Origin of the sequence: Wujia chipingensis, from assembly GCF_014337155.1 — a bacterium.
Taxonomy (GTDB): Bacteria; Bacillota; Clostridia; order Lachnospirales; family Lachnospiraceae; genus Coprococcus_C; species Coprococcus_C hominis.
Window position 1 is genome coordinate 953,334 of sequence record NZ_CP060632.1, and the last position, 19,283, is coordinate 972,616.

The following is a 19,283-nucleotide window of genomic DNA, read 5'->3' on the forward strand; positions in this document are numbered from 1 at the left end:
TAAAGGCAAATGCATATGTTAGAGAAGATAACAAAAGAAAACGATATTAAGCAGATAGAAAGACAGGATTATCCGGCACTGGCAGCAGAGATCCGGGATTTTCTGATTGAGAAAGTAAGTATACATGGTGGGCATCTGGCGTCCAATCTTGGTACGGTGGAGCTTACGATGGCACTGCATGCAGTGATGAATTTCCCAGAAGATAAGCTGATCTTTGATGTCGGACATCAATCCTATACACATAAGATCCTGACCGGAAGAAAGGATGCGTTTGAGACACTGCGGCAGTACGATGGCTTAAGCGGGTTCCCAAAACGCAACGAGAGTCCGTGCGATGCGTTCGACACCGGACACAGTTCGACTGGTATCTCAGCGGCGATGGGGTATTCAATCGCCAGAGATCTGTGCGGCGGGGATGAGAAGGTCGCCGTTGTGATTGGTGACGGATCACTGACCGGAGGTATGGCGTATGAAGCGTTAAACGGGCTTGCGCAGTTGAAAACCGGGTGTGTCGTTGTCATTAACGACAACAATATGTCGATCGGTAAAAACGTCGGCGGTCTGTCCAAGTATCTGAATGAAATCCGGCTTGGAAATGCGTACAATGAGTTAAAAACCGGTGTGGAAAGCAGTCTGATGGGGTCAAAAACCGGAAAGAAGATTGCGAAGGTACTGAAGCGCTCGAAGGATAATATCAAACAGTTTTTTGTGCCGGGCATGTTTTTCGAGGAGCTTGGAATCACGTATGTCGGACCAATTGACGGACATGATATCAATCAGATGATCACGACATTTCAGCATGCATTCCGGCTGGATAAACCGATTATTATTCATGTGAAGACGAAAAAAGGAAAAGGCTATGGCTATGCGGAGCGGCACCCGGATTATTTCCATGGGATTGCGCCGTTTGACCGGATATCCGGTAAGGTGCTTGCCGCGAAAAAGACAAGCTGTTACACCGATATTTTTGCGAAGAAGATGGTGAAGCTTGGAGAGACACATGAGGATGTTGTAGCGATCACGGCTGCGATGGCACAGGGAACCGGACTGGTACGATTTGAAGAGGCGTACCCAAAGCGGTTTTTCGATGTGGGAATTGCAGAACAGCATGCGGTGACTTTTGCTGCTGGTATGGCTGCCGCAGGTATGGTGCCTGTCGTGGCAATCTATTCTTCGTTCCTGCAGCGTTCGTATGACCAGATTCTACATGATGTGTGCTTGCAGAAGCTGCATGTGATTTTGGCGATTGACCGTGCCGGTCTTGTCGGACAGGATGGAGAGACGCACCAGGGTATCTATGATCTGGCGTATCTGTCGCATATGCCGCATATGATCGTACTGGCTCCGAAGAACCGGTATGAGTTGGAGGCAATGCTTGATTATGCCTATGCATATGATGGACCGATTGCAATCCGGTATCCAAGAGGCAGTGCGTATAAGGGACATGCGGATATTCAGACGCCGATTGTCTATGGAAAGAGTGAAGTGATACAGGAGGCATCTGGCGTGGCAGTGTTCTCCTGTGGACATATGATGGAGGAAGCAGACCGCCTTGTGGAACGGTTAGAGGCGAAGCAGATTCCTGTGACACTGGTCAATGTGCGGTTCCAGTCGATGCTTGATACGGAGCTTTTAGACCGGCTGATGAAGACGCATACCGTCTTTGTAACATTGGAGGATACGATCATGCAGGGCGGATATGGCGAGAAGCTGCATGCGTATCTGGCAGAGAAAAACAGTCCGGAACAGTATACATTTATCAGCGGAGCGATTCCACTTCCGAGTGTGCCACAGGGAACAATTCCGGAGTTAAGGCACCATATGCAGATCGATGCAGAGGGACTGGCAGAAAAGATTGTACCGTGTTATAAGAAACATTTGAAATAGAAATAATATAGAGGAAGAACGATGGAGAAGCAGAAGAAACAGCGGCTGGATGTATTGCTTGTGGAGAAAGGACTGGCGCCTTCGAGAGAGAAAGCAAAAGCAATCATCATGGCGGGAATTGTATATGTAGATGGAAACAAAGAAGATAAGGCTGGGACGACATTTCCAGAGAACGCGGTGATCGAGGTAAAGGGGAAAACTCTGCCGTATGTGAGCCGCGGCGGTCTGAAGCTGGAAAAGGCAATGCAGAAATTCCCGATCACACTGTCTGGCAAAGTCTGCATGGATGTCGGTTCTTCGACCGGCGGATTTACAGATTGTATGTTGCAAAACGGAGCGACAAAAGTCTACGCAATCGATGTCGGACATGGACAGCTTGCGTGGAAACTTCGCAATGACGAGCGGGTAGTCTGCATGGAAAAGACGAATATCCGTTATGTTGTGCCGGAGGATATTGACGAGCTGGCAGCATTTTCTTCGATTGATGTATCGTTTATCTCGTTGACGAAGGTTTTGCTTCCGGTGAAGAATCTTCTGACGGAGGATGGACAGGTGGTCTGTCTGATCAAGCCGCAGTTTGAAGCCGGACGGGAAAAGGTAGGAAAAAAGGGCGTTGTGCGTGACCGCGCTGTCCATGAAGAGGTGATCCGCATGGTGATGGACTATGCCTCTTCGATTGATTTTTATCCGCTGGCACTGGATTTTTCTCCGGTGAAGGGACCAGAGGGAAATATTGAGTATTTATTATTCTTATCCAAGAATAAACAAGATCAGGAAATCGTGGATACTTCATCCATTGATATAAAAGCAGTTGTTACAGCTTCACATGATACGTTAGATAAGGAACCGTGTAATGAATAAGTTTTTAATCGTCGCAAATACTGACAAAGACATCAATTTAAAACTTTCGCAGGATATCGTTGCGTACATCAGGGAAAAAGGTGCGCAGGCGGTTGTGGTGAGCGATGAGCAGCACTACAATGGCACGACGGTCAAGCCCGAATACATGGAAGGCGTAGAGGCTGTGATTGTGCTTGGCGGGGATGGAACGATGCTCCGTGCAGCACACAGCATTGGAACCTATGATGTTCCACTTATGGGCGTCAATCTCGGAACGCTTGGTTTTTTAACTGAGGTGGAAGAGTCAAACGCATATAAAGCAATCGACCGTCTGTTGGCGGACGATTACAGCATAGAAAAACGGATGATGATTGAGGGACGCAAGGGAGAGACATCCTTTTCCTGCCTGAACGATGTGGTGATCACACGTGCAGGATTTTCCCGGATCATAGGTCTGAATATCTATGTAAATGAGCAGTTGTTAGACACGTATGAGGCAGATGGTGTGATTGTGGCGACGCCGACTGGTTCGACCGGATATAATTTGTCCGCCGGTGGACCGATCATCAGCCCGAAATCCAAGGCAGTCGTTGTGACACCGATTTCTCCGCATTCGCTTACCTCCAAGAGCGTCGTGTTTGACAGTGCAGACCGTATACGGATCGAGGTTGTCAAGAAACGGAGAACACAGGAGACAGAAGCAATCGTTTCCTTTGACGGAGCAGACAATATCGAATTATCTGCGGGTGAGAGCGTGGAAGTGACCTGCTCGAAGCGTGAGATCCGATTGATAAAAATGTATGATGTCAGCTTTTATAGTGTACTTCGGGAAAAAATAGGAGGCGCTTAACATGAGTAAGCAGAGACGCCAGCAGGCATTGCTGGAATTGATATCGGAATATGAGATAGACACGCAGGAAGAGCTTACCAGACGTTTACAGGCACTTGGATTTGAGACAACACAGGCAACTGTATCGAGAGATATACGGGAGTTGAAACTGGAAAAAGTTTCCTACGGAAGTGGGAAGCATCGTTACGCTGCAAGTCTGGAACCTGATACCGGAACACATGCATCCTATCAGCATGTGATGGCATCGTGTATTCTTTCGATTGAAGCCGCACAGAATATTATTGTAGTCAAAACTGTATCTGGTATGGCGATGGCGGTTGGTGCTGCAATCGACAATCTGTCGGTGGAAGGTATTATGGGATGTATTGCAGGCGATGATACGCTGTTTCTGGCGATCAAAGATGGGCAGCAGGCAGAACATATAATTGGAGAGATAAAAAAATGTTGTTGACAATGCACATAAAAAATATAGCGCTGATCGAGGAGATTGACATTGATTTCCACGAGCAGCTGAATATTCTGACCGGAGAGACGGGTGCTGGTAAATCTATTATCATTGGATCTCTGGGAATCTGTCTGGGCGGTAAATTCCCGAAAGAACTGTTGCGGGATGACACAAAGGATGGACTGGTCGAGCTTGTATTTTCGGTTGACCAGCCAGCAATTGTGGAAGCGCTTGAGAAGCTGGAGGTGACACCGGATGAGGACGGTACTTTGCTGATATCCCGGCGGTTATCGCCGAATGGCAGAACCGTCAACCGGGTAAATGATACGACGGTGACGATCACGCGGTTAAAAGAAATCGCATCGCTTCTGATCGATCTGCATGCACAGCATGAGCAGCAGACACTGTTAAAGCCAGCAAAGCATCTGGAGATACTCGATCGTTTTGGCGGGGAGGATATCCAGAAGTTGAAAAAACAGGTGCAGGAAGATTATCATATCTACCGGGAACTTGTAGAAGAAAAGAAAAAAGGCAGCATGGACGAGGCAGAGAAAAACAAACGCATGGATTTCCTGCAGTATCAGATTAAGGAAATCAAAGATGCGAAGCTGGTCGATGGCGAGGATGTCCAGTTGGAACGGCAGTACAAGAAGGCGGTCAATGCAAAGGAAATCCTGCAATATGCAAACGACATCTATGCACTGACCGGATATGGAGCTACTTCTGCGGGAGAACAGCTAGGACGTGCGATCAAGGATATGCGCAGACTCACGGAACTGGACGAGGAGCTTGCCGATGCGGCTGGTATCTTAGAGGATGCCGATGGTCTGCTGTCAGACTTTAATCGTGAGATCAGTGAGTATATGAAGGATATGGAGTTTGATGAAGGACAATTTCGTGAGATGGAAAGTCGTCTGGATCAGATCAATTCCTTAAAGGCAAAATACGGAAATTCCATTTCCCGGATTTTGGAAAGCCTTGCAGCTTTCGAGAAAGAATATGATGCTCTTTCCGGCTATGAGGAGCATATGCAGGAGATTGAGGCACAATGGAAGAAACAGACGGCGAAGCTTGAAGAGAGCTGCCGGGTATTATCCGAGCACAGGCGGGCACTTTCGGAAAAGCTTTGTAAGAAGATCCGGGAGTCCTTGGAGGATATGAACTTTAATATGGTCCGGTTTGAGATGCGGTTTGAGACATCCCCGAATTATTCTGCAAATGGCTACGATGATGCGTGCTTCTATATCTCGACGAATGTCGGTGAAGCGATGCGTCCGCTGCATGAGGTTGCATCCGGTGGTGAACTGTCGCGAATCATGCTGGCAATGAAATCCTGTCTTGCAAATCAGGACGACACACCGACACTTGTCTTTGATGAGATCGATGTCGGTATCAGTGGCAGAACCGCACAGAAGGTGGCAGAGAAGATGTCGATCCTGTCACGGCAGCATCAGGTTATCTGTATCACGCATCTTTCCCAGATCGCAGCGATGGCAGATGCACATTATCTGATTGAAAAAAATGTGGAAAATGAGAAAACAATTTCCAGCATCCGGTTACTTTCAAAGGAAGAGGAAATTGAAGAACTGGCAAGACTCATCGGTGGTGCAAAGATCACGGAGACGACGATTCACACTGTGACCGAGATGAAAGGATTGGCAGAACAGGCAAAAATAAACTGAATTACATAGAATGAAATATTCGATACTAAGAGTACATGGAGGAATCTATGTACTCTTTTTTATAGCACAAATTATATGAAATAAAGCGATTTGAAATAAAGAAATGAAATCAGGAGAGGAGGAAACGATGTGAGAAAGTATCGAATCTTTTTAGTTGTACTGTTGCTGATAGTGCTTGGCATCTTAGGGTATCATAACCGGGAGTTCCTGTTCGCAAAGGGAGGAGATACAGATGTGGAGACGCAGGCGGATTCCCTGCCGGTTGTATCAAGTGAAGGGGAGACCGAATGCATGGTCTGTCCGTCAGGAGAACCAGTTGGAATCTATGTGAAAACAAAAGGTGTAATGGTGATCGGCGTCAATTCGGTTGTGGACGAACAGGGAATCACATGCAATCCATGTGAGAATCTGTTGTCGCCGGGCGATTATGTAATGCGTATCAATGGACAGAGTGTGGACGATAAAAAATCAATGCTGGAACTGGTACAGCAAAGCGAAGGACACGAATTGCTGCTTCGTGTCTGCCGGGAAAATGAGTACCGGACGGTGCGTGTAACACCGGTAAAGAAAAAGGATGGCAGCTATGCGCTTGGACTCTGGGTAAAGGATGATATTTCCGGAATCGGAACAATCACCTATACAGATGGAGAACGGTTTGCTGCACTTGGACACAGCATCAATGACAACGACACAGGAATTATGTTCCGCGTGTCCGATGGCGCGGTGTATGAGACGACGATCGTGCGCATCAAAAAGCCGGAAGCGGATAAGCCGGGACGACTGGAGGGCATCATCAATTATACCGGACGGTATGTGATCGGGCGCGTGGAGGAAAATAGTGCCTTTGGTATTCACGGATACTTGACAAAACGACATCAAAAGACACATACGCAGGACATCCAGGTGGCAGTTGGACGAAAATCAGAGGTGCATGTCGGAACCGCGTATCTGCTTTCGTCGGTATCCGGGGAGTCGAAACAATACGAAATCGAGATTGTGTCAGTCGATTCTGACAATGAGAACGGACGGTGTATGGAATTTAAGGTAACCGATTCGACATTGCTTTCTCTGACCGGCGGAATTGTGCAGGGAATGAGCGGCACACCAATCCTGCAGGATGGCAGGCTGATCGGGGCAGTGACACATGTATTTGTCAACGATTCGACACGAGGCTACGGCATTTTCATCGAAGAAATGATGCAGTAAAAAATGGGAAAAATTGACCGAAAATGCTGTCAATATTTACTGTCGCAACTTGCGTTTTATTATGTATTGCCCTCGCAAAATAATGAAACTATAATGTCTTTGATATCAAGATTAGAGGGGGATAGTTTTATGAAGACAAAAGTGCTTATCATAAAACATGATACAAAGGCAGCGACGGAATTAAGACAGCAGCTTGCAAAGAATAAGGATATTTGCGTGTGCGATATTATTTCAGACGGCGGAAACGCAGTTTCGGCAATTCGCGCACAAAATCCAAATGTCATTTTGCTGGATTTCCTGTTGCCGAATCTGGATGGACTGGCAGTGATGGAAGAGGTCGACGGATGGGGAACCCGTGGATACCGCTTCCTGTTGCAGGGGAATGCCAGCCAGATTCGATTTGCACAAAATACATGCCGGGGAAATGTTGATCATATTTTCGTCCGTTTTATCGATGAAGAATATAATGATCTTGATCTGGAAAAGGAAATCCTGACCTTAGCGCGTGGCAAACAGACGGGGATGAGTATCTGCCAGCCGGAGGATGCAGGAGAAGAACTGCAGACAAAGCTCGAAGTAAAGGTTACGGAAATCATTCATGAGGTAGGCGTGCCAGCACATATCAAGGGATACCAGTATCTGCGCAGCTCTATCCTGATGGCAGTACAGGATATGGATATCCTCGATTCCATCACGAAGCAGCTCTATCCTTCGATTGCAAAGGCATACGCAACGACACCATCCCGTGTGGAACGTGCCATCCGGCATGCCATTGAGGTGGCATGGAGCAGAGGTAATTCCGACACGATGCATGAGCTATTTGGATATACATTGCAGCAGGGAAAGCTGAAGCCGACGAACTCGGAATTTATAGCACTTATCGCCGACAAAATACGACTCGAATCGAAGATGAAAAGCGCGTAGACAAAATTATCCACAAAAAGAAAATTTCTGTGGAAATGCGCTTGACAATGGTATTTTGAAATTATATCATCTTCCTATGGTTAATTTTGATTGATAGGAGGTTGGTTCCAAGAAGGGGAGGATAATATGAATACGGAGAGAATCAGGGTGATGATTGCGGACGCCGGGTATGAGATGCTTGGCCGGCAGTTAGAAGCCTATAATGGGGAGAGATTCGATATCGTTTGCTGTACAGCGGATGGAAATGAGGTGTATGATCAGGTGCTGCAGGCACAGCCGGATGTGTTGCTGATGGATGTGTTCATTACCAACGTAGACGGACTGGAAGTATTAGAGCAGCTGCGGGAGAATCCGTCATTGACGGAGCTGAAGATTATTTTTCTGTCGACCGTGGGATCGAGCCGGATCATCAATATGGCATTTAATCTGGGTGCCGATTATTATATGATGAAGCCTTGTAATCCGAAGGTACTGGCAAAACGAATTATACAGATTGCAGACTTTGCAAAGGTTGGGGAGCCGATGGAAGGATGCGAAGATGAGGATACCAAACTGCCAGCCAACAATGTGTATGACTATGGTATGCATACGATGGAGAACGACGTAACGGAGATCATCCGTGAGATCGGTATTCCAGCGCATATCAAAGGATATCAGTACATACGTGAGGGCATCATGATGGCAGTCAATGATATGAATATGCTCAATTATATAACGAAGCTGTTGTATCCAAGTATAGCGAAAAAATACAAGACGACGTCCAGCAGTGTGGAGCGTGCCATCCGTCATGCGATTGAAGTGGCATGGGGAAGAGGCAAGATCGAAGTCATCGAGGATATGTTTGGCTATACGGTGAGTGCAGGAAAAGGAAAGCCGACGAATTCCGAGTTTATTGCCCTGATCGCGGACAAGCTGAGGATTGAGTATAAAATGCATGCAAGCTAAAAAATAAAATCCATGCAAAAGTTACGAAAGGAGATAAAGACGTGGCAACGGAAGGAACAAGAGAAGGTGGTTCCAGCATGAACAGAGGACAAGGAAAATATTTTGATCGGGAGAAACGACCAGGTGGAGGAACAAGATTCCAGAAATCCGATCGTTCCGGCGCACCGCGAGGTGACCGACAGGCAGGTGGAGACAGACCACCGCGTGGAAACGGAAACCGATCATACGGTGACAGACCATATGGAGACAGACCACCGAGAAATGAGCGTCCAAACCGAAACTACGGAGGTGCTCCTAAGTTTCCGAAAAAGGATGAGGATGAGGAAGACAGAGGCAGAAGAAGCAAGCCATCCCGTCCAAAGGAGAGTAAGCCGACGATCGCAATTCCGGACAAAAATAAGGTCCAGATGCGCTTAGAAAAGGAACAGAAATCGGTTAAGAAGAAGCAGAACAACAAAAAACGGGAATCCAGTCGTCCGCAGCCAAAGCAGAAGCGGTCAAGCAATATCAATTATACGAAGAACTATGCCAATGGCGCGTATGATGATTATGAGGATTTTGATGATTGGGAATAAAAAGGCAGGCACCATACAGCAGTTTGTATGGTGCCTTTTTGCGTGCTGGTATGTAGTGGTTTTACTTGTCTTGGAGAAATGAATGTGATATGATACTTTTATCTGTGGAATTTGTGATACACATGGAGGAACATTTTGGACGAGAACAATCTGGATAGTCTGTTGGATGAATTATCATCGATGGATGGAGAATTGAATGAGAATATTGATATAGATTCCGGCGTGGATGTCGATGCAGATGATATGGATGACATTTCTCTCGATGAACTGGATCATTTAGATGGCATGGATCTTGGAGATCTGGATTTCGATGATATTGATTTTGATGATGTTGATATCACGAAACTGGATGCCGGTGCCAATCCGGTCGTAAAGAAGAAGCCGCAGGAACAGGAAACGGACGATATGAGTCTGGATGCCCTGATCGAGAAGGCAAATCAGGAGAATGTGAAACCAGAACCGTCACAGGAAGAGCCGTCGGCGCAGGCGGACAATACCGATGTTTTTGGAGAAGCAGACTTGCAGATGCAGGAAGATACCGCGTTGCCAGAGGGCGTGTTCGATGATGCTTTGTTTGGTTCGATGGATATGGGAATGTCAGAAGAACCAGAACTGTCAGAGAAGGAAAAAAATCCATATACGGCAGATGAGGATAGCCTGGATGCATTGTTGCAGTCCTCTATGGCAGAAAGTTTGTTGAACGGGGATCTGGCTGATATCGAGGATATTGGCAAAAAAACGGAGGAACCGGTAAAAAAGGTGAAGCAGCCGCGGAAAAAGGCAGAGAAGAAGAAAAAAGCGGAAATCGAGGAAGAAGAGACAGAACATAAAAAGAAAACGATTTCTGAGATTCTTTTTGGTGAGCCGGATGAGGATGACTTAGAAGAGGAAGCTTTGTTCGAGGAGAAGAAAGCGAAGAAGGAAGCTGAAAAGAAGAAAAAACAGGCAGAGCGGGAAGCGAAAAAAGAAGAAAAGGACGCAGCCAAGCAGGAGATGCTTGCTGCGAAGCAGGCGAAGGATAAAGCAAAGCAGAAGGAAAAAGCCGACAAAAAACGACAAAAAGATGAAGCCTATGCGGCAGAGCTTGAAGCCGAAAAAGATCAGAAAAAGGTTTCGACACCGACCGTTATTGTTGTATTTGTTCTGTTTTTTGCACTTGCGGCAGGAGTCGTACTCGGTACGAATCAGTTTAACTATTCGCAGGTAATCAAAAAAGCGGCGAATTATTTCGAACGGCATCGATATCGTCTGGCATATGACGAAGTATCTGGCGTGGAAGTCAAAGAAAAAGATCAGGATCTGAAAGACCGTATCTATACAGTTATGTATGTAGAACGGCTCTACGAATCCTATGAGAATAACATGAAGCTTGGTAGAGCGGACAAGGCACTCGATGCGTTGCTCCGTGGTATTCAGAAATATGATGAGCATTACGATGAGGCGGTAGAACTGGATATCGTAAAAGATATTGATTCCTGCCGGGATAAGATTATAAATGCCTTGTGGAATACTTATGGTATTACTGAGGAGACGGCATACCAGATCTTAGCAATGGAAGGACAGGAATATACCAAAACCTTGTCGGAGCTTGGCGCAAAAGCGGCGGAGACAGAAACACCGACGGATGCGCAGGGACAGTAATAAATGCAACTATTGACTGTATGAATGTGACAGAGGATGAGACGATGATAGCAATTTTAGATTACGATGCGTATCATTTGCTCAATTATCTACGGTTTATATAACATTTTTGAGGATGTAATTCTTATCGTTATCCAAAATACTAATTATTTACTAATTATAGTGCTTTAAATGTGCATCTAAATAAATATTAGGACATGTAAATAAGCTACTTATCAGTTATAGAAATATGATTGATAGGTGGCTTATTTTAGTGCCTTAAAATCCATAGGTAAGGAAATATACCTAAATAGTATTTAAAGCCAAATTTGAACGAAATACGCAATTTTAAGCTAGTAATAGCGACAGTATTTGAAATGATAATTTCATGTGAATTAAGGAGGTTGAAGATGGAAATTAACAACGTGAATGATTTGTCAAAAATCATGCAGCCGGTATTGGTTGGTTTGGTTGATCAATTAGCAAACCGAGTATATGAGACTTTGAATTTCTTTTTGCAAAGTTATTATGATTCATATAACCCCGTATCATATCGGAGACAGTATGATTTCTTGAGATCGGCAATTAAAGTAAAAGGAAGAATGTCAAGAGGAAAAGCGGTGGCGTATGTATACATAGATACAGAATCTATGAGTAATTATTATAATGCAACAGGGTATCAGGTCGCTACATGGGCAAACGAAGGCTTACATGGTGGATTGAATGTCGGTACATCTCCGCATGTATGGGATGAAACATTGACATGTACGATAGAGGATGGAACATTACTAAAAGAAGCAATTTCGTATTTGAAAAGTCAAGGATTATCGGTATCAACGTAAGGAGAAGAAAAAAATGGTATTACATAATTTAGATGTTAGAAATAAGCTGGCAGAAAAAACAGGCTTGTATAAGAAAGATGTCAATTTGGTATTAGATGCTTTTCGTGAGTTAGTGTATGAAGAGATGGAAGAGGGGAATATGATTCTTTTGAAGAATTTATTTCGGATTGAACCTATAACAATAAAAGCAACAAAAAGGTATGATATTCGACAAAAAGATTTTTTCATGGATGATGAACATAAAAAGATAAGAATTAAACCCAGTAGAAATTTAGATAAAACAATGAAAGCGAAAAAGTAATATGTTTGTTACAATATATTATTTCCCAACAGGCAGGAAGTAAAAGAAAGTCTGTATCAGAGATCAAGAATATTTTGTGAGGTTCAAATAAACCTATCATTTGTGCAATTCTGCACATTTCCCGATATGAGAAAATTGAATAATACGTCTGCTGCATATAGCAGTTTATTAGGGTGCGTTTTATGTCGCACCTATTTCTTGACCTTTGATTTATAAAAAAGGAGGACTATGATTAGTGAAGATAAAGAAACAAAAATATGTAAGAAATGTGGGAGGTTACTTCCATTAGAACGGTATGGAATAAACCATAATTATACGAGAAATATATGTAAAGAGTGTTTCAATGAAGGAATGAGAGAAAAGCGTTATCAACAAAGGTTATCAGATGGCTTGGAAATATACCATAAAGATAAGTCAATGAAGATGCAGAGGAAATATAAGAAACCATATCATTTTCAGATATTGTACAGGTCTGAATCTGGTATTGATACTATTGCAAAAGATGAAGTATTTGTGCGTTTATTTGACTATAAATCTGTATGGACTTCCAATTATGGCAGGATAATTCAGAAGTTGGATGATGGAACATATCAGCTTGTAAAAGGTGTATATTCAAGAATCACAAAGGAATTGACCTATACACTTGACAAGAATGTATATTTCAAATCTAAGAACAGATGGGGATATAGGAAACAAAAGGTAACTGCCAGTGACCTTGTAATTAAGATGTTTGTTGTCAATTATGACATGAAAAATAATACTATGGTGTGGCATAAGAACAATGATACAAAGGATAATTACTACAAGCATTTATTCCCGGTTACAGACAAACAGTACAATGAGATTTTGAGGGTGCATGAACAGGACGGAGCAATCGCAGATAAACAGATTATGGAGATTGTCAATGCGGTAGAGTTTAAACCCGATGATTGGAAACCTTGGTACAATAAAAGAACATATGAAGGTGTAGGTTATGTTGGAGGAGAGTATTCAGATATAGATAGTGAATCAAATTCTTTTATCAAATGGAAAAATATGATTCAGAGATGCTATAACAAAAAGATCCATAAATTAAAACCGTATTATATTGATAAAAATGTATGCGAGGAATGGCAGAATTACCAGAATTTTAAGATATGGTTTGATGCACATTATATTCTGGGTACTAAGGTCGATTTAGATAAGGATTTACTCTGTAAGGAAAGTAATATGTATAGTCCAGAGACTTGTGTATTTATGACACATTTCTTGAATACAGTATTTGAAGATAGAGGAATTAAAAGCAATATCCAACAGAATGATAATGGTACATATTCGGTATCAATGAATGTTCTTAATAAGAAGATGGATATAGGTGTATTCGATTCAGAGGAAGAAGCACATACTGGATTTATAGATGGTAAGATAGATTATATTTGTGATCTTGCGGAAAAGTGTAAGGGCAAAGTGCCAGATTATGTGTATGAAGGTATGCTGAATTACAAAATTGAAATTGACTAATAATCAGAGGTGGCAGATTTAGTTCTGCTGCCTCTTGCAGTTTATAAGGAGAAAAAGGAAAGATGGCTTATATAAAGGTTAAAGACAGAAGAATATTAGAACGAAAAGAATTTAGAGATTACATAAAATTATCAGATGATAAGGTACTTGATACAAAGAAAAATAATATAGATCTGCTTGGTGATGATGAGATATTTGTACAGGTGGAAGATACAGAACATTACTGGATTTCAAATTATGGCAGACTTACGAACAATATGAGGAAAGATAAAACATTTTTCTTTCATAAGATGAATAGCGGTAATTCAGAAAGAAGTGTTCATTGGACGATTGTAACCTATGATTTTGATGGATCAGCAATACATGAAGAGACAAGCCCAGAAATACTTGTTGCAAAGCATTTCTTAATAAAGTCTACGGGATGCAATAAAATATGGTATATAGACGAGGATGTGAATAACAACTACTACAAGAATCTGATTTATGTATCTGCGGAAGAGTATGAGTTGCTGAGAAAACACGTTAAAACGGTTGCAGAGCTTGGAAGAGAGCAGGAATATTACGATTACAATACTGTCAAGGGTAATCCAGCTTATTCGATATGGGCTGGTATTTATAGAAGATGCTATGGCGGTAATTCTTTATTGGTAAACCGCTGTTACGATGATGCTTTTATGTACGATGAATGGAAGAATAGCAGAGATGCCTTTGCTGAATGGTATTCTGCAAATTATTAAGAATGTGACGGAGAACGCATGGCAGTTGATAAAGATTTATTGAATCGTGGTAATAAAGAGTATGCACCAGATAAATGTTGCATATTACCAGAGGCAATCAATTCTGCATTGGCAAGTGCAACAAAGCGTAGAAAACGTTATAAATCAGCAAAGGTTTATGCTATCGGTGTTGTCTATGACAAAGCAAGAGATAAATATTTGGCAAGGATCACACCATTTGGACATGATAAACAAGTTAAGCTTCATTACTGGGACACAGAGGAAGAAGCGTTTCAAGAATACAAGTTATTCAAGGAATCAGAGATTAGAATATTAGCGTTGAGATATAGGGATAAGATACCAGACAGGCTATTTGATGCATTGATTAAGTATGAGGTGCGTCCTTATAGTTCGTATGAAGATTAGGATTAGGGTATATTAGATATTGATTTATCTGATATGCCCTATTTTTTTACCATTTTTGAAGTCTGATATGGTAAAATAGAAAAAATACTATATTGGAGGGGATTAATATGGACAAGAGAATTAGAATGTCACAAGAGGAAATGCATAATTATTTTATTAGAGAACAGAAGGTTATGCAATATGGAATAGAATTTTTTAGAGATTTATGTAGAAATTCCATTTCTACAGATACATGTATTATGGTAAACGATAAAGTAATTCCGCTATCCTGTTTCAATATTATGGATGAATATTTATATTCAATAGATAATGATTTAGATTATGCTGTGCAAGGCGGCTTTGTCAGTGCTGGGAAAAGACAAGCATATATTAGAATTGGAATTGATGCATCAAATTCTATTCTTAATAAGAGATTAAAAAGAACTATTCGACATGAGATAATTCATTATTATTTATGGGTGCTAGGATTACCGTATGCGGATGATAGTTTAGAGTTTTGGTGTTTATGTTATGTCTATGATGCAGGAGCCTATGAAAAAATAAATTACAGTAATGAAAAGTATTATAAACTTTTTGTGGATTTGTTTGATTCATATGTTGCAGATTTACCATGTAATGTGAAGCATATTTTAACAGGACAGATGATAGCAGGAATAAGTAAAACGCCTATTGAGGAATACAAAGATTTTGTGGTTGACATGGTAAATAAAATGAAAAAATTATACTCGCTAATATAAGTCATTAAATTTATCATAAAAATATAGAGGTAATAATTATGGCATTAATAATTTGTCCAGAATGCGGTAAACAAGTATCTGATCAAAGTGACCAATGTGTTTATTGTGGATATCCAATAAAACAAAATACTAACTGCACTATAAATGGTATAAAATTCGATTTGGGTTTTTTATTGGATGACAAAATTGAATACGGAACAAAATGTCGAATGTTTGCTCTGCAACATGGATGTGAAATAGGACAATCTCGATATTATATAGATAAAATAATTGAGACAGGTATAATTCCCAAAACACTAACTGTTAAAACAGTAGATGATGTCATCAAAGAGCAAGAGACATTAAAACCTCATTGTCCTACCTGTGGTTCAACTGATATACAAAAAATATCAGGAACTAAACGGTGGCTTTCTACTGGATTGTTTGGTTTGGCAAGTAGTGATATTGGTAAGAGTATGTGTTGTAAAAAGTGTGGGTATAAATGGTGATGTGAGAACTCAAAGATAGAATCAATTGATGTAATGTAGAGTCTGTTATTTCAGATACATATAAGGTATTCCGCAGCTTTACCAGAAATCTTCTTATATACCCATTCGATTCCTTTTCCGGCAAGAGTGAGCAAACCATTGTCGAAGATTCCAACAATCCAGCTTCAACCATAGTTTGATATTGTGCAGCAGTAGAAGCTCCTTGTGCAGCAAGTGTCTGTTGAATCTGTGCATTTGTCAGACCTTGTGTTTTTAATAATAGAGCAGTCTGTGTTGAATCAAGATCGGAAAGAGCGTTGGCATATTCTTGGATTTGAAGTGATTCAAAATTTCCGTAGTTGGCTTGCTTGATAGATTGGATTTCTTGAATATAGGCATTTAATTGACTTTCAGGAATTTTACCAATATTTAATATGTCATTTTTATTAAGATCATTGGTAGCAATACCCATAGCATTTAATGTCTTAATTGAATCCGCTAAATCCCTAATGTCTTTAATTGTTTGTTTGATTTTCTATTTGTGAATATTGAATATAATTAATTAATTTGATATACTTTTTCAAAAAAGGAGGATAGTTTTTGTATGGGAAAAAGTTATGTTATTGAAGGGCAATATAAAAATAATAAAATAGATTACGGAAACACAAGAATATGGATTAAGTGCGAACCATATTCTCAAACGATGAACAAATTATCTATTTCTTCTTATACCGTAATAGACGAATCCAACAAAGACCAGTATTCATTCTGGAAAGGTGCTTTAGGCGTAGCATTATTTGGTGGCTTCGGAGCAATAGCAGGAGTAGGCGGCAAGAAGAGTAATGAATATCTTGTTGCTGTGGAATGGAAAGACGGAGAGAAGAGTTTGCTTTCTCTGGATGAAGATGCATATAAGGTATTTGTTAAGAGTATGTTTTAAAGAAAGACTTGTCGGAAGATAGGTCTTTTGTTTATATAGACGCAAATTTTTGTACTTATTTCTGCCATAGTTTTACAGTACCTCGGAATATGGTTAGGTACTTAAATTTTCGTGGTTTAAGTGTCCCCCCCTCTCTGTGTCATATGTTATTATCCTTTGCGAAAATGAACAATTTTGAGGTGTGATTGACTTTGTGATTATATGGTTGATAAAATTGCGGACTTAGTACGATTTTGTTCGAGGATATGAGGCGATTTATACAAAAGTGAAATGATATACTAAAAAAAGAAAAATAACATTGGAGGCATGGTTTTACATGATTGTATATTATAAATTAGATTCTTTATTAGAATCCAAAGGTATAAAAAAAATTGATCTGCAACATAGTATTGGGGCTAGTCCATCAACTATGGCTAATTTTAGCAAAAATAAATATGTGGCAATGTCAATTATAGATAAAATATGTAAAGAGTTAAATTGTCAACCAGGGGATATTATGTCTTATGTTGATGATGAACAAGCAGAGAAGGCAAAAATCGAAGCACAAATAGCCGAACTTCAAGCGAAATTAAAGCAAATGTAAAATCTAGTGACTAGACTGGATTTGTGTCATCTTAAATCTTGTAACAATTCCAATAAGAGGCGGTCATATCTTTTTTCTTTGGCATTGATTTCTTTGCGGAATGAGAAGCGGAAAAGGTGAAATTTTTCCTCTCAAAATTTATGTAACGAGAATTGAATTATTAGAAAAATATCGTAGAGTAAAAATTTTTAAGTCACTGTATAGATGAACCAGATACACCCCGGTAGAAAAATATAGTTCTTTTTTATGGTTTTTAGTACCCCGAAGCATTGTATTTTATCATATAAATATAATTAAAAGTAGCAGAATATACAATAAAAATAGGGTGTAACCTTTGACGATTACACCCTATTTTTTTACGCTTCTTTTAATTTCTTCGGTTGTTCTGTCTGTACTTCGGTACTTCCGTAATAATTCCGTATATCTTCCATAGATAACTTTCTTTTACTTCTTTTTCTGAATGCTTCGGTGTGAAAATACCATTTCTTTTTTTCTCGTGCCCATCTGAATCCTAAAGCCTTCAATTTGTCTTTGTGTTCGTATGTTTCACCATCAACCCATATCCAACAACCGACAATTTCAATATTTATATTCTGTAATGATATGATACTCTGTAAAACTTCCCTTAACTTTTCATCTTCTGAAAAATCATATTTCATATTATCATAGTTTTTTTTGTCGGTGTCGCTTGTCCGTTCTGCTCTGTTCTCGTGTCTGTTCTTTAATACTTTGAATAACTTTTCATATTCCACATTGATTTCCTTTGTAGCTTCTGTACTACCATTAGGATTATCTGGATGATACTTTTTCAATAGTTCTTTGTACTGTTTCCTTAACTCTTCAAGTGTTTTTACATTGTTAAAATAATTCATAATAACAACCTCCTAAAAAATATATTGATTGATTTGATAAATCAAGAATACACTAACGAGTGTATAAACACAATAGTAAAATTCACTAAATAGTGTATAAAGATTTTATGCAATATGACACTTAATAGTGAACATGCACAAAAACTCGACACACTAAATAGTGTATTTTGTTGATTTTGCGAATAGACGAGATACACTAAAGAGTGTACAATACAATCAAGGTCGAACAAAACAGACCGAAAAAATCAATCATCATATTTAAGGAGGTAGTCATTATGTGTATGACAAAAACAGAGTTGAACAAGGTAGTAGAAGAGTTGAGAAGTCTCAAGACTTTGAAGAACGAGACAGAACAGCAGATCAGAGAACTTGAGAGTGGAATTATCGAGTTTCTGAATGAAACAGTAGAGTGTGAGACAGTGGACAAGAACGGTAAGCCTATTAAGCAGTATATCGGTACAGATTACAAGACTACATATTCTACACAGACACGCGAGAATGTGAAGAAGGACGAGGTCAAAAAGTATCTTACTGATGAAGAGTATGAGAAGTGCATTACACGAAGCACATTCGGAGTTTTACGAGTTCAGTAATCAGCAAGTGGTAAGGGTGGGGAAACCCACCCAACGCCACAACAAAGGAGGCTTTTTATATGGCAGATTTAACGCATATTTTCAAAGTAGGTCAAAGAGTAAAGTGCAGAATGGATGAAGATATACATGATGGAGTAATCAAGGAGACATTCAAGGATCATGTAATTATAGATATTCCAGATGTATCAAATCATTGTTGGTTTGAAAACGATTTGAATATTGAAGATGTGATTCCGGTATATAACTTCTAATCACTTGGGCAAGCGGTTAAGCCGTGGCATTTCAATTTGCACTTGCTCAATCGGCAATCAAAAGCCATACAAATCAATCAT

The 19,283-nt window shown here is 40.6% G+C and carries 23 protein-coding genes; 21 read left to right on the forward strand and 2 right to left on the reverse strand.

The annotated features are described in order from the left end of the window. Window positions 1-9: 9 nt before the first annotated feature. From dxs to H9Q76_RS04635, 17 genes are all read left to right on the forward strand, one after another. A complete protein-coding gene (gene dxs, locus H9Q76_RS04555; protein WP_118373862.1) occupies window positions 10-1,887 on the forward strand; it encodes a 1-deoxy-D-xylulose-5-phosphate synthase in 1,878 nt (625 codons plus the stop codon). Between the two features lie 21 nt (window positions 1,888-1,908). Then, entirely contained in the window at window positions 1,909-2,748 is an 840-nt protein-coding gene (locus tag H9Q76_RS04560; RefSeq protein WP_118373861.1) for a TlyA family RNA methyltransferase, read from the forward strand. After that, entirely contained in the window at window positions 2,741-3,577 is an 837-nt protein-coding gene (locus H9Q76_RS04565; RefSeq protein ID WP_249321720.1) for an NAD(+)/NADH kinase, read from the forward strand. The genes H9Q76_RS04560 and H9Q76_RS04565 overlap by 8 nt, the downstream gene beginning before the upstream one ends. A 1-nt stretch (window position 3,578) precedes the next feature. After that, window positions 3,579-4,028: an arginine repressor gene (locus tag H9Q76_RS04570; protein ID WP_021984995.1), complete on the forward strand. Its 450-nt coding sequence runs from the start codon at window positions 3,579-3,581 to the stop codon at window positions 4,026-4,028. After that, on the forward strand, window positions 4,019-5,704 hold the full coding sequence (gene recN, locus H9Q76_RS04575; protein ID WP_249321721.1) for a DNA repair protein RecN: 1,686 nt from the start codon (window positions 4,019-4,021) through the stop codon (window positions 5,702-5,704). The genes H9Q76_RS04570 and recN overlap by 10 nt, the downstream gene beginning before the upstream one ends. A 129-nt stretch (window positions 5,705-5,833) precedes the next feature. Continuing rightward, window positions 5,834-6,910: a SpoIVB peptidase S55 domain-containing protein gene (locus tag H9Q76_RS04580; protein WP_249321722.1), complete on the forward strand. Its 1,077-nt coding sequence runs from the start codon at window positions 5,834-5,836 to the stop codon at window positions 6,908-6,910. Window positions 6,911-7,039: 129 nt separating this feature from the next. After that, on the forward strand, window positions 7,040-7,834 hold the full coding sequence (gene spo0A / locus H9Q76_RS04585) for a sporulation transcription factor Spo0A (RefSeq protein ID WP_227572908.1): 795 nt from the start codon (window positions 7,040-7,042) through the stop codon (window positions 7,832-7,834). Window positions 7,835-7,960: 126 nt separating this feature from the next. Further along, entirely contained in the window at window positions 7,961-8,779 is an 819-nt protein-coding gene (gene spo0A, locus H9Q76_RS04590; RefSeq protein ID WP_021984991.1) for a sporulation transcription factor Spo0A, read from the forward strand. Between the two features lie 41 nt (window positions 8,780-8,820). Continuing rightward, a complete protein-coding gene (locus H9Q76_RS04595) occupies window positions 8,821-9,354 on the forward strand; it encodes a hypothetical protein (protein WP_227572907.1) in 534 nt (177 codons plus the stop codon). A 135-nt stretch (window positions 9,355-9,489) separates the two neighbouring features. Further along, on the forward strand, window positions 9,490-10,995 hold the full coding sequence (locus tag H9Q76_RS04600; RefSeq protein WP_249321723.1) for a hypothetical protein: 1,506 nt from the start codon (window positions 9,490-9,492) through the stop codon (window positions 10,993-10,995). Window positions 10,996-11,384: 389 nt separating this feature from the next. Continuing rightward, window positions 11,385-11,816, forward strand: coding sequence for a hypothetical protein (locus tag H9Q76_RS04605; protein ID WP_249321724.1), 432 nt, complete (start codon window positions 11,385-11,387; stop codon window positions 11,814-11,816). A 13-nt stretch (window positions 11,817-11,829) separates the two neighbouring features. Beyond that, window positions 11,830-12,117: an HU family DNA-binding protein gene (locus H9Q76_RS04610; RefSeq protein WP_249321725.1), complete on the forward strand. Its 288-nt coding sequence runs from the start codon at window positions 11,830-11,832 to the stop codon at window positions 12,115-12,117. A 228-nt stretch (window positions 12,118-12,345) separates the two neighbouring features. Next, on the forward strand, window positions 12,346-13,617 hold the full coding sequence (locus H9Q76_RS04615; RefSeq protein WP_249321726.1) for a hypothetical protein: 1,272 nt from the start codon (window positions 12,346-12,348) through the stop codon (window positions 13,615-13,617). 62 nt (window positions 13,618-13,679) lie between these two features. Beyond that, a complete protein-coding gene (locus H9Q76_RS04620; protein ID WP_249321727.1) occupies window positions 13,680-14,354 on the forward strand; it encodes a hypothetical protein in 675 nt (224 codons plus the stop codon). 18 nt (window positions 14,355-14,372) lie between these two features. Then, entirely contained in the window at window positions 14,373-14,759 is a 387-nt protein-coding gene (locus tag H9Q76_RS04625) for a WGR domain-containing protein (protein WP_249321728.1), read from the forward strand. A 107-nt stretch (window positions 14,760-14,866) separates the two neighbouring features. Beyond that, the gene (locus H9Q76_RS04630; protein ID WP_249321729.1) at window positions 14,867-15,496 is read left to right on the forward strand and encodes a hypothetical protein; all 630 of its coding nucleotides are present in this window, start codon (window positions 14,867-14,869) and stop codon (window positions 15,494-15,496) included. A gap of 38 nt (window positions 15,497-15,534) precedes the next feature. Continuing rightward, window positions 15,535-15,984: a zinc-ribbon domain-containing protein gene (locus tag H9Q76_RS04635; RefSeq protein WP_249321730.1), complete on the forward strand. Its 450-nt coding sequence runs from the start codon at window positions 15,535-15,537 to the stop codon at window positions 15,982-15,984. Here the strand turns inward: H9Q76_RS04635 and H9Q76_RS04640 are convergent. Continuing rightward, complete coding sequence (locus H9Q76_RS04640; RefSeq protein WP_249321731.1) at window positions 15,908-16,435, reverse strand: hypothetical protein; 528 nt, start codon at window positions 16,433-16,435, stop codon at window positions 15,908-15,910. The two genes, H9Q76_RS04635 and H9Q76_RS04640, sit on opposite strands and share 77 nt — an antisense overlap. A gap of 132 nt (window positions 16,436-16,567) precedes the next feature. Between H9Q76_RS04640 and H9Q76_RS04645 the strand changes: the two genes are divergently transcribed. Further along, window positions 16,568-16,903 (forward strand): hypothetical protein, encoded by a 336-nt coding sequence (locus tag H9Q76_RS04645; RefSeq protein WP_249321732.1) that lies wholly within the window; start codon window positions 16,568-16,570, stop codon window positions 16,901-16,903. Between the two features lie 316 nt (window positions 16,904-17,219). Then, window positions 17,220-17,486 (forward strand): helix-turn-helix domain-containing protein, encoded by a 267-nt coding sequence (locus tag H9Q76_RS04650; protein WP_249321733.1) that lies wholly within the window; start codon window positions 17,220-17,222, stop codon window positions 17,484-17,486. Between the two features lie 356 nt (window positions 17,487-17,842). On the opposite strand, the gene H9Q76_RS04655 is transcribed toward H9Q76_RS04650, so the two are convergent. Beyond that, on the reverse strand, window positions 17,843-18,358 hold the full coding sequence (locus H9Q76_RS04655; RefSeq protein ID WP_249321734.1) for a DnaJ domain-containing protein: 516 nt from the start codon (window positions 18,356-18,358) through the stop codon (window positions 17,843-17,845). Window positions 18,359-18,633: 275 nt separating this feature from the next. Here H9Q76_RS04655 and H9Q76_RS04660 point away from each other — a divergent pair, with 275 nt between their 5' ends. Beyond that, window positions 18,634-18,951 (forward strand): hypothetical protein, encoded by a 318-nt coding sequence (locus H9Q76_RS04660; protein WP_249321735.1) that lies wholly within the window; start codon window positions 18,634-18,636, stop codon window positions 18,949-18,951. A 59-nt stretch (window positions 18,952-19,010) separates the two neighbouring features. Continuing rightward, window positions 19,011-19,202, forward strand: a complete 192-nt coding sequence (locus H9Q76_RS04665) for a hypothetical protein (protein WP_249321736.1) — start codon at window positions 19,011-19,013, stop codon at window positions 19,200-19,202. Window positions 19,203-19,283 lie beyond the last annotated feature (81 nt).

Bases quoted from the DNA above. Each gene is read 5' to 3' on its own strand.
- dxs (WP_118373862.1), top strand. From the start codon at position 10: ATGCATATGTTAGAGAAGATAACAAAAGAAAACGATATTAAGCAGATA.
- H9Q76_RS04560 (WP_118373861.1), top strand. From the start codon at position 1,909: ATGGAGAAGCAGAAGAAACAGCGGCTGGATGTATTGCTTGTGGAGAAA.
- H9Q76_RS04565 (WP_249321720.1), top strand. From the start codon at position 2,741: ATGAATAAGTTTTTAATCGTCGCAAATACTGACAAAGACATCAATTTA.
- H9Q76_RS04570 (WP_021984995.1), top strand. From the start codon at position 3,579: ATGAGTAAGCAGAGACGCCAGCAGGCATTGCTGGAATTGATATCGGAA.
- recN (WP_249321721.1), top strand. From the start codon at position 4,019: ATGTTGTTGACAATGCACATAAAAAATATAGCGCTGATCGAGGAGATT.
- spo0A (WP_227572908.1), top strand. From the start codon at position 7,040: ATGAAGACAAAAGTGCTTATCATAAAACATGATACAAAGGCAGCGACG.
- spo0A (WP_021984991.1), top strand. From the start codon at position 7,961: ATGAATACGGAGAGAATCAGGGTGATGATTGCGGACGCCGGGTATGAG.
- H9Q76_RS04605 (WP_249321724.1), top strand. From the start codon at position 11,385: ATGGAAATTAACAACGTGAATGATTTGTCAAAAATCATGCAGCCGGTA.
- H9Q76_RS04610 (WP_249321725.1), top strand. From the start codon at position 11,830: ATGGTATTACATAATTTAGATGTTAGAAATAAGCTGGCAGAAAAAACA.
- H9Q76_RS04615 (WP_249321726.1), top strand. From the start codon at position 12,346: ATGATTAGTGAAGATAAAGAAACAAAAATATGTAAGAAATGTGGGAGG.
- H9Q76_RS04620 (WP_249321727.1), top strand. From the start codon at position 13,680: ATGGCTTATATAAAGGTTAAAGACAGAAGAATATTAGAACGAAAAGAA.
- H9Q76_RS04625 (WP_249321728.1), top strand. From the start codon at position 14,373: ATGGCAGTTGATAAAGATTTATTGAATCGTGGTAATAAAGAGTATGCA.
- H9Q76_RS04630 (WP_249321729.1), top strand. From the start codon at position 14,867: ATGGACAAGAGAATTAGAATGTCACAAGAGGAAATGCATAATTATTTT.
- H9Q76_RS04635 (WP_249321730.1), top strand. From the start codon at position 15,535: ATGGCATTAATAATTTGTCCAGAATGCGGTAAACAAGTATCTGATCAA.
- H9Q76_RS04640 (WP_249321731.1), bottom strand. From the start codon at position 16,435: ATGGGTATTGCTACCAATGATCTTAATAAAAATGACATATTAAATATT.
- H9Q76_RS04645 (WP_249321732.1), top strand. From the start codon at position 16,568: ATGGGAAAAAGTTATGTTATTGAAGGGCAATATAAAAATAATAAAATA.
- H9Q76_RS04650 (WP_249321733.1), top strand. From the start codon at position 17,220: ATGATTGTATATTATAAATTAGATTCTTTATTAGAATCCAAAGGTATA.
- H9Q76_RS04655 (WP_249321734.1), bottom strand. From the start codon at position 18,358: ATGAATTATTTTAACAATGTAAAAACACTTGAAGAGTTAAGGAAACAG.
- H9Q76_RS04660 (WP_249321735.1), top strand. From the start codon at position 18,634: ATGTGTATGACAAAAACAGAGTTGAACAAGGTAGTAGAAGAGTTGAGA.
- H9Q76_RS04665 (WP_249321736.1), top strand. From the start codon at position 19,011: ATGGCAGATTTAACGCATATTTTCAAAGTAGGTCAAAGAGTAAAGTGC.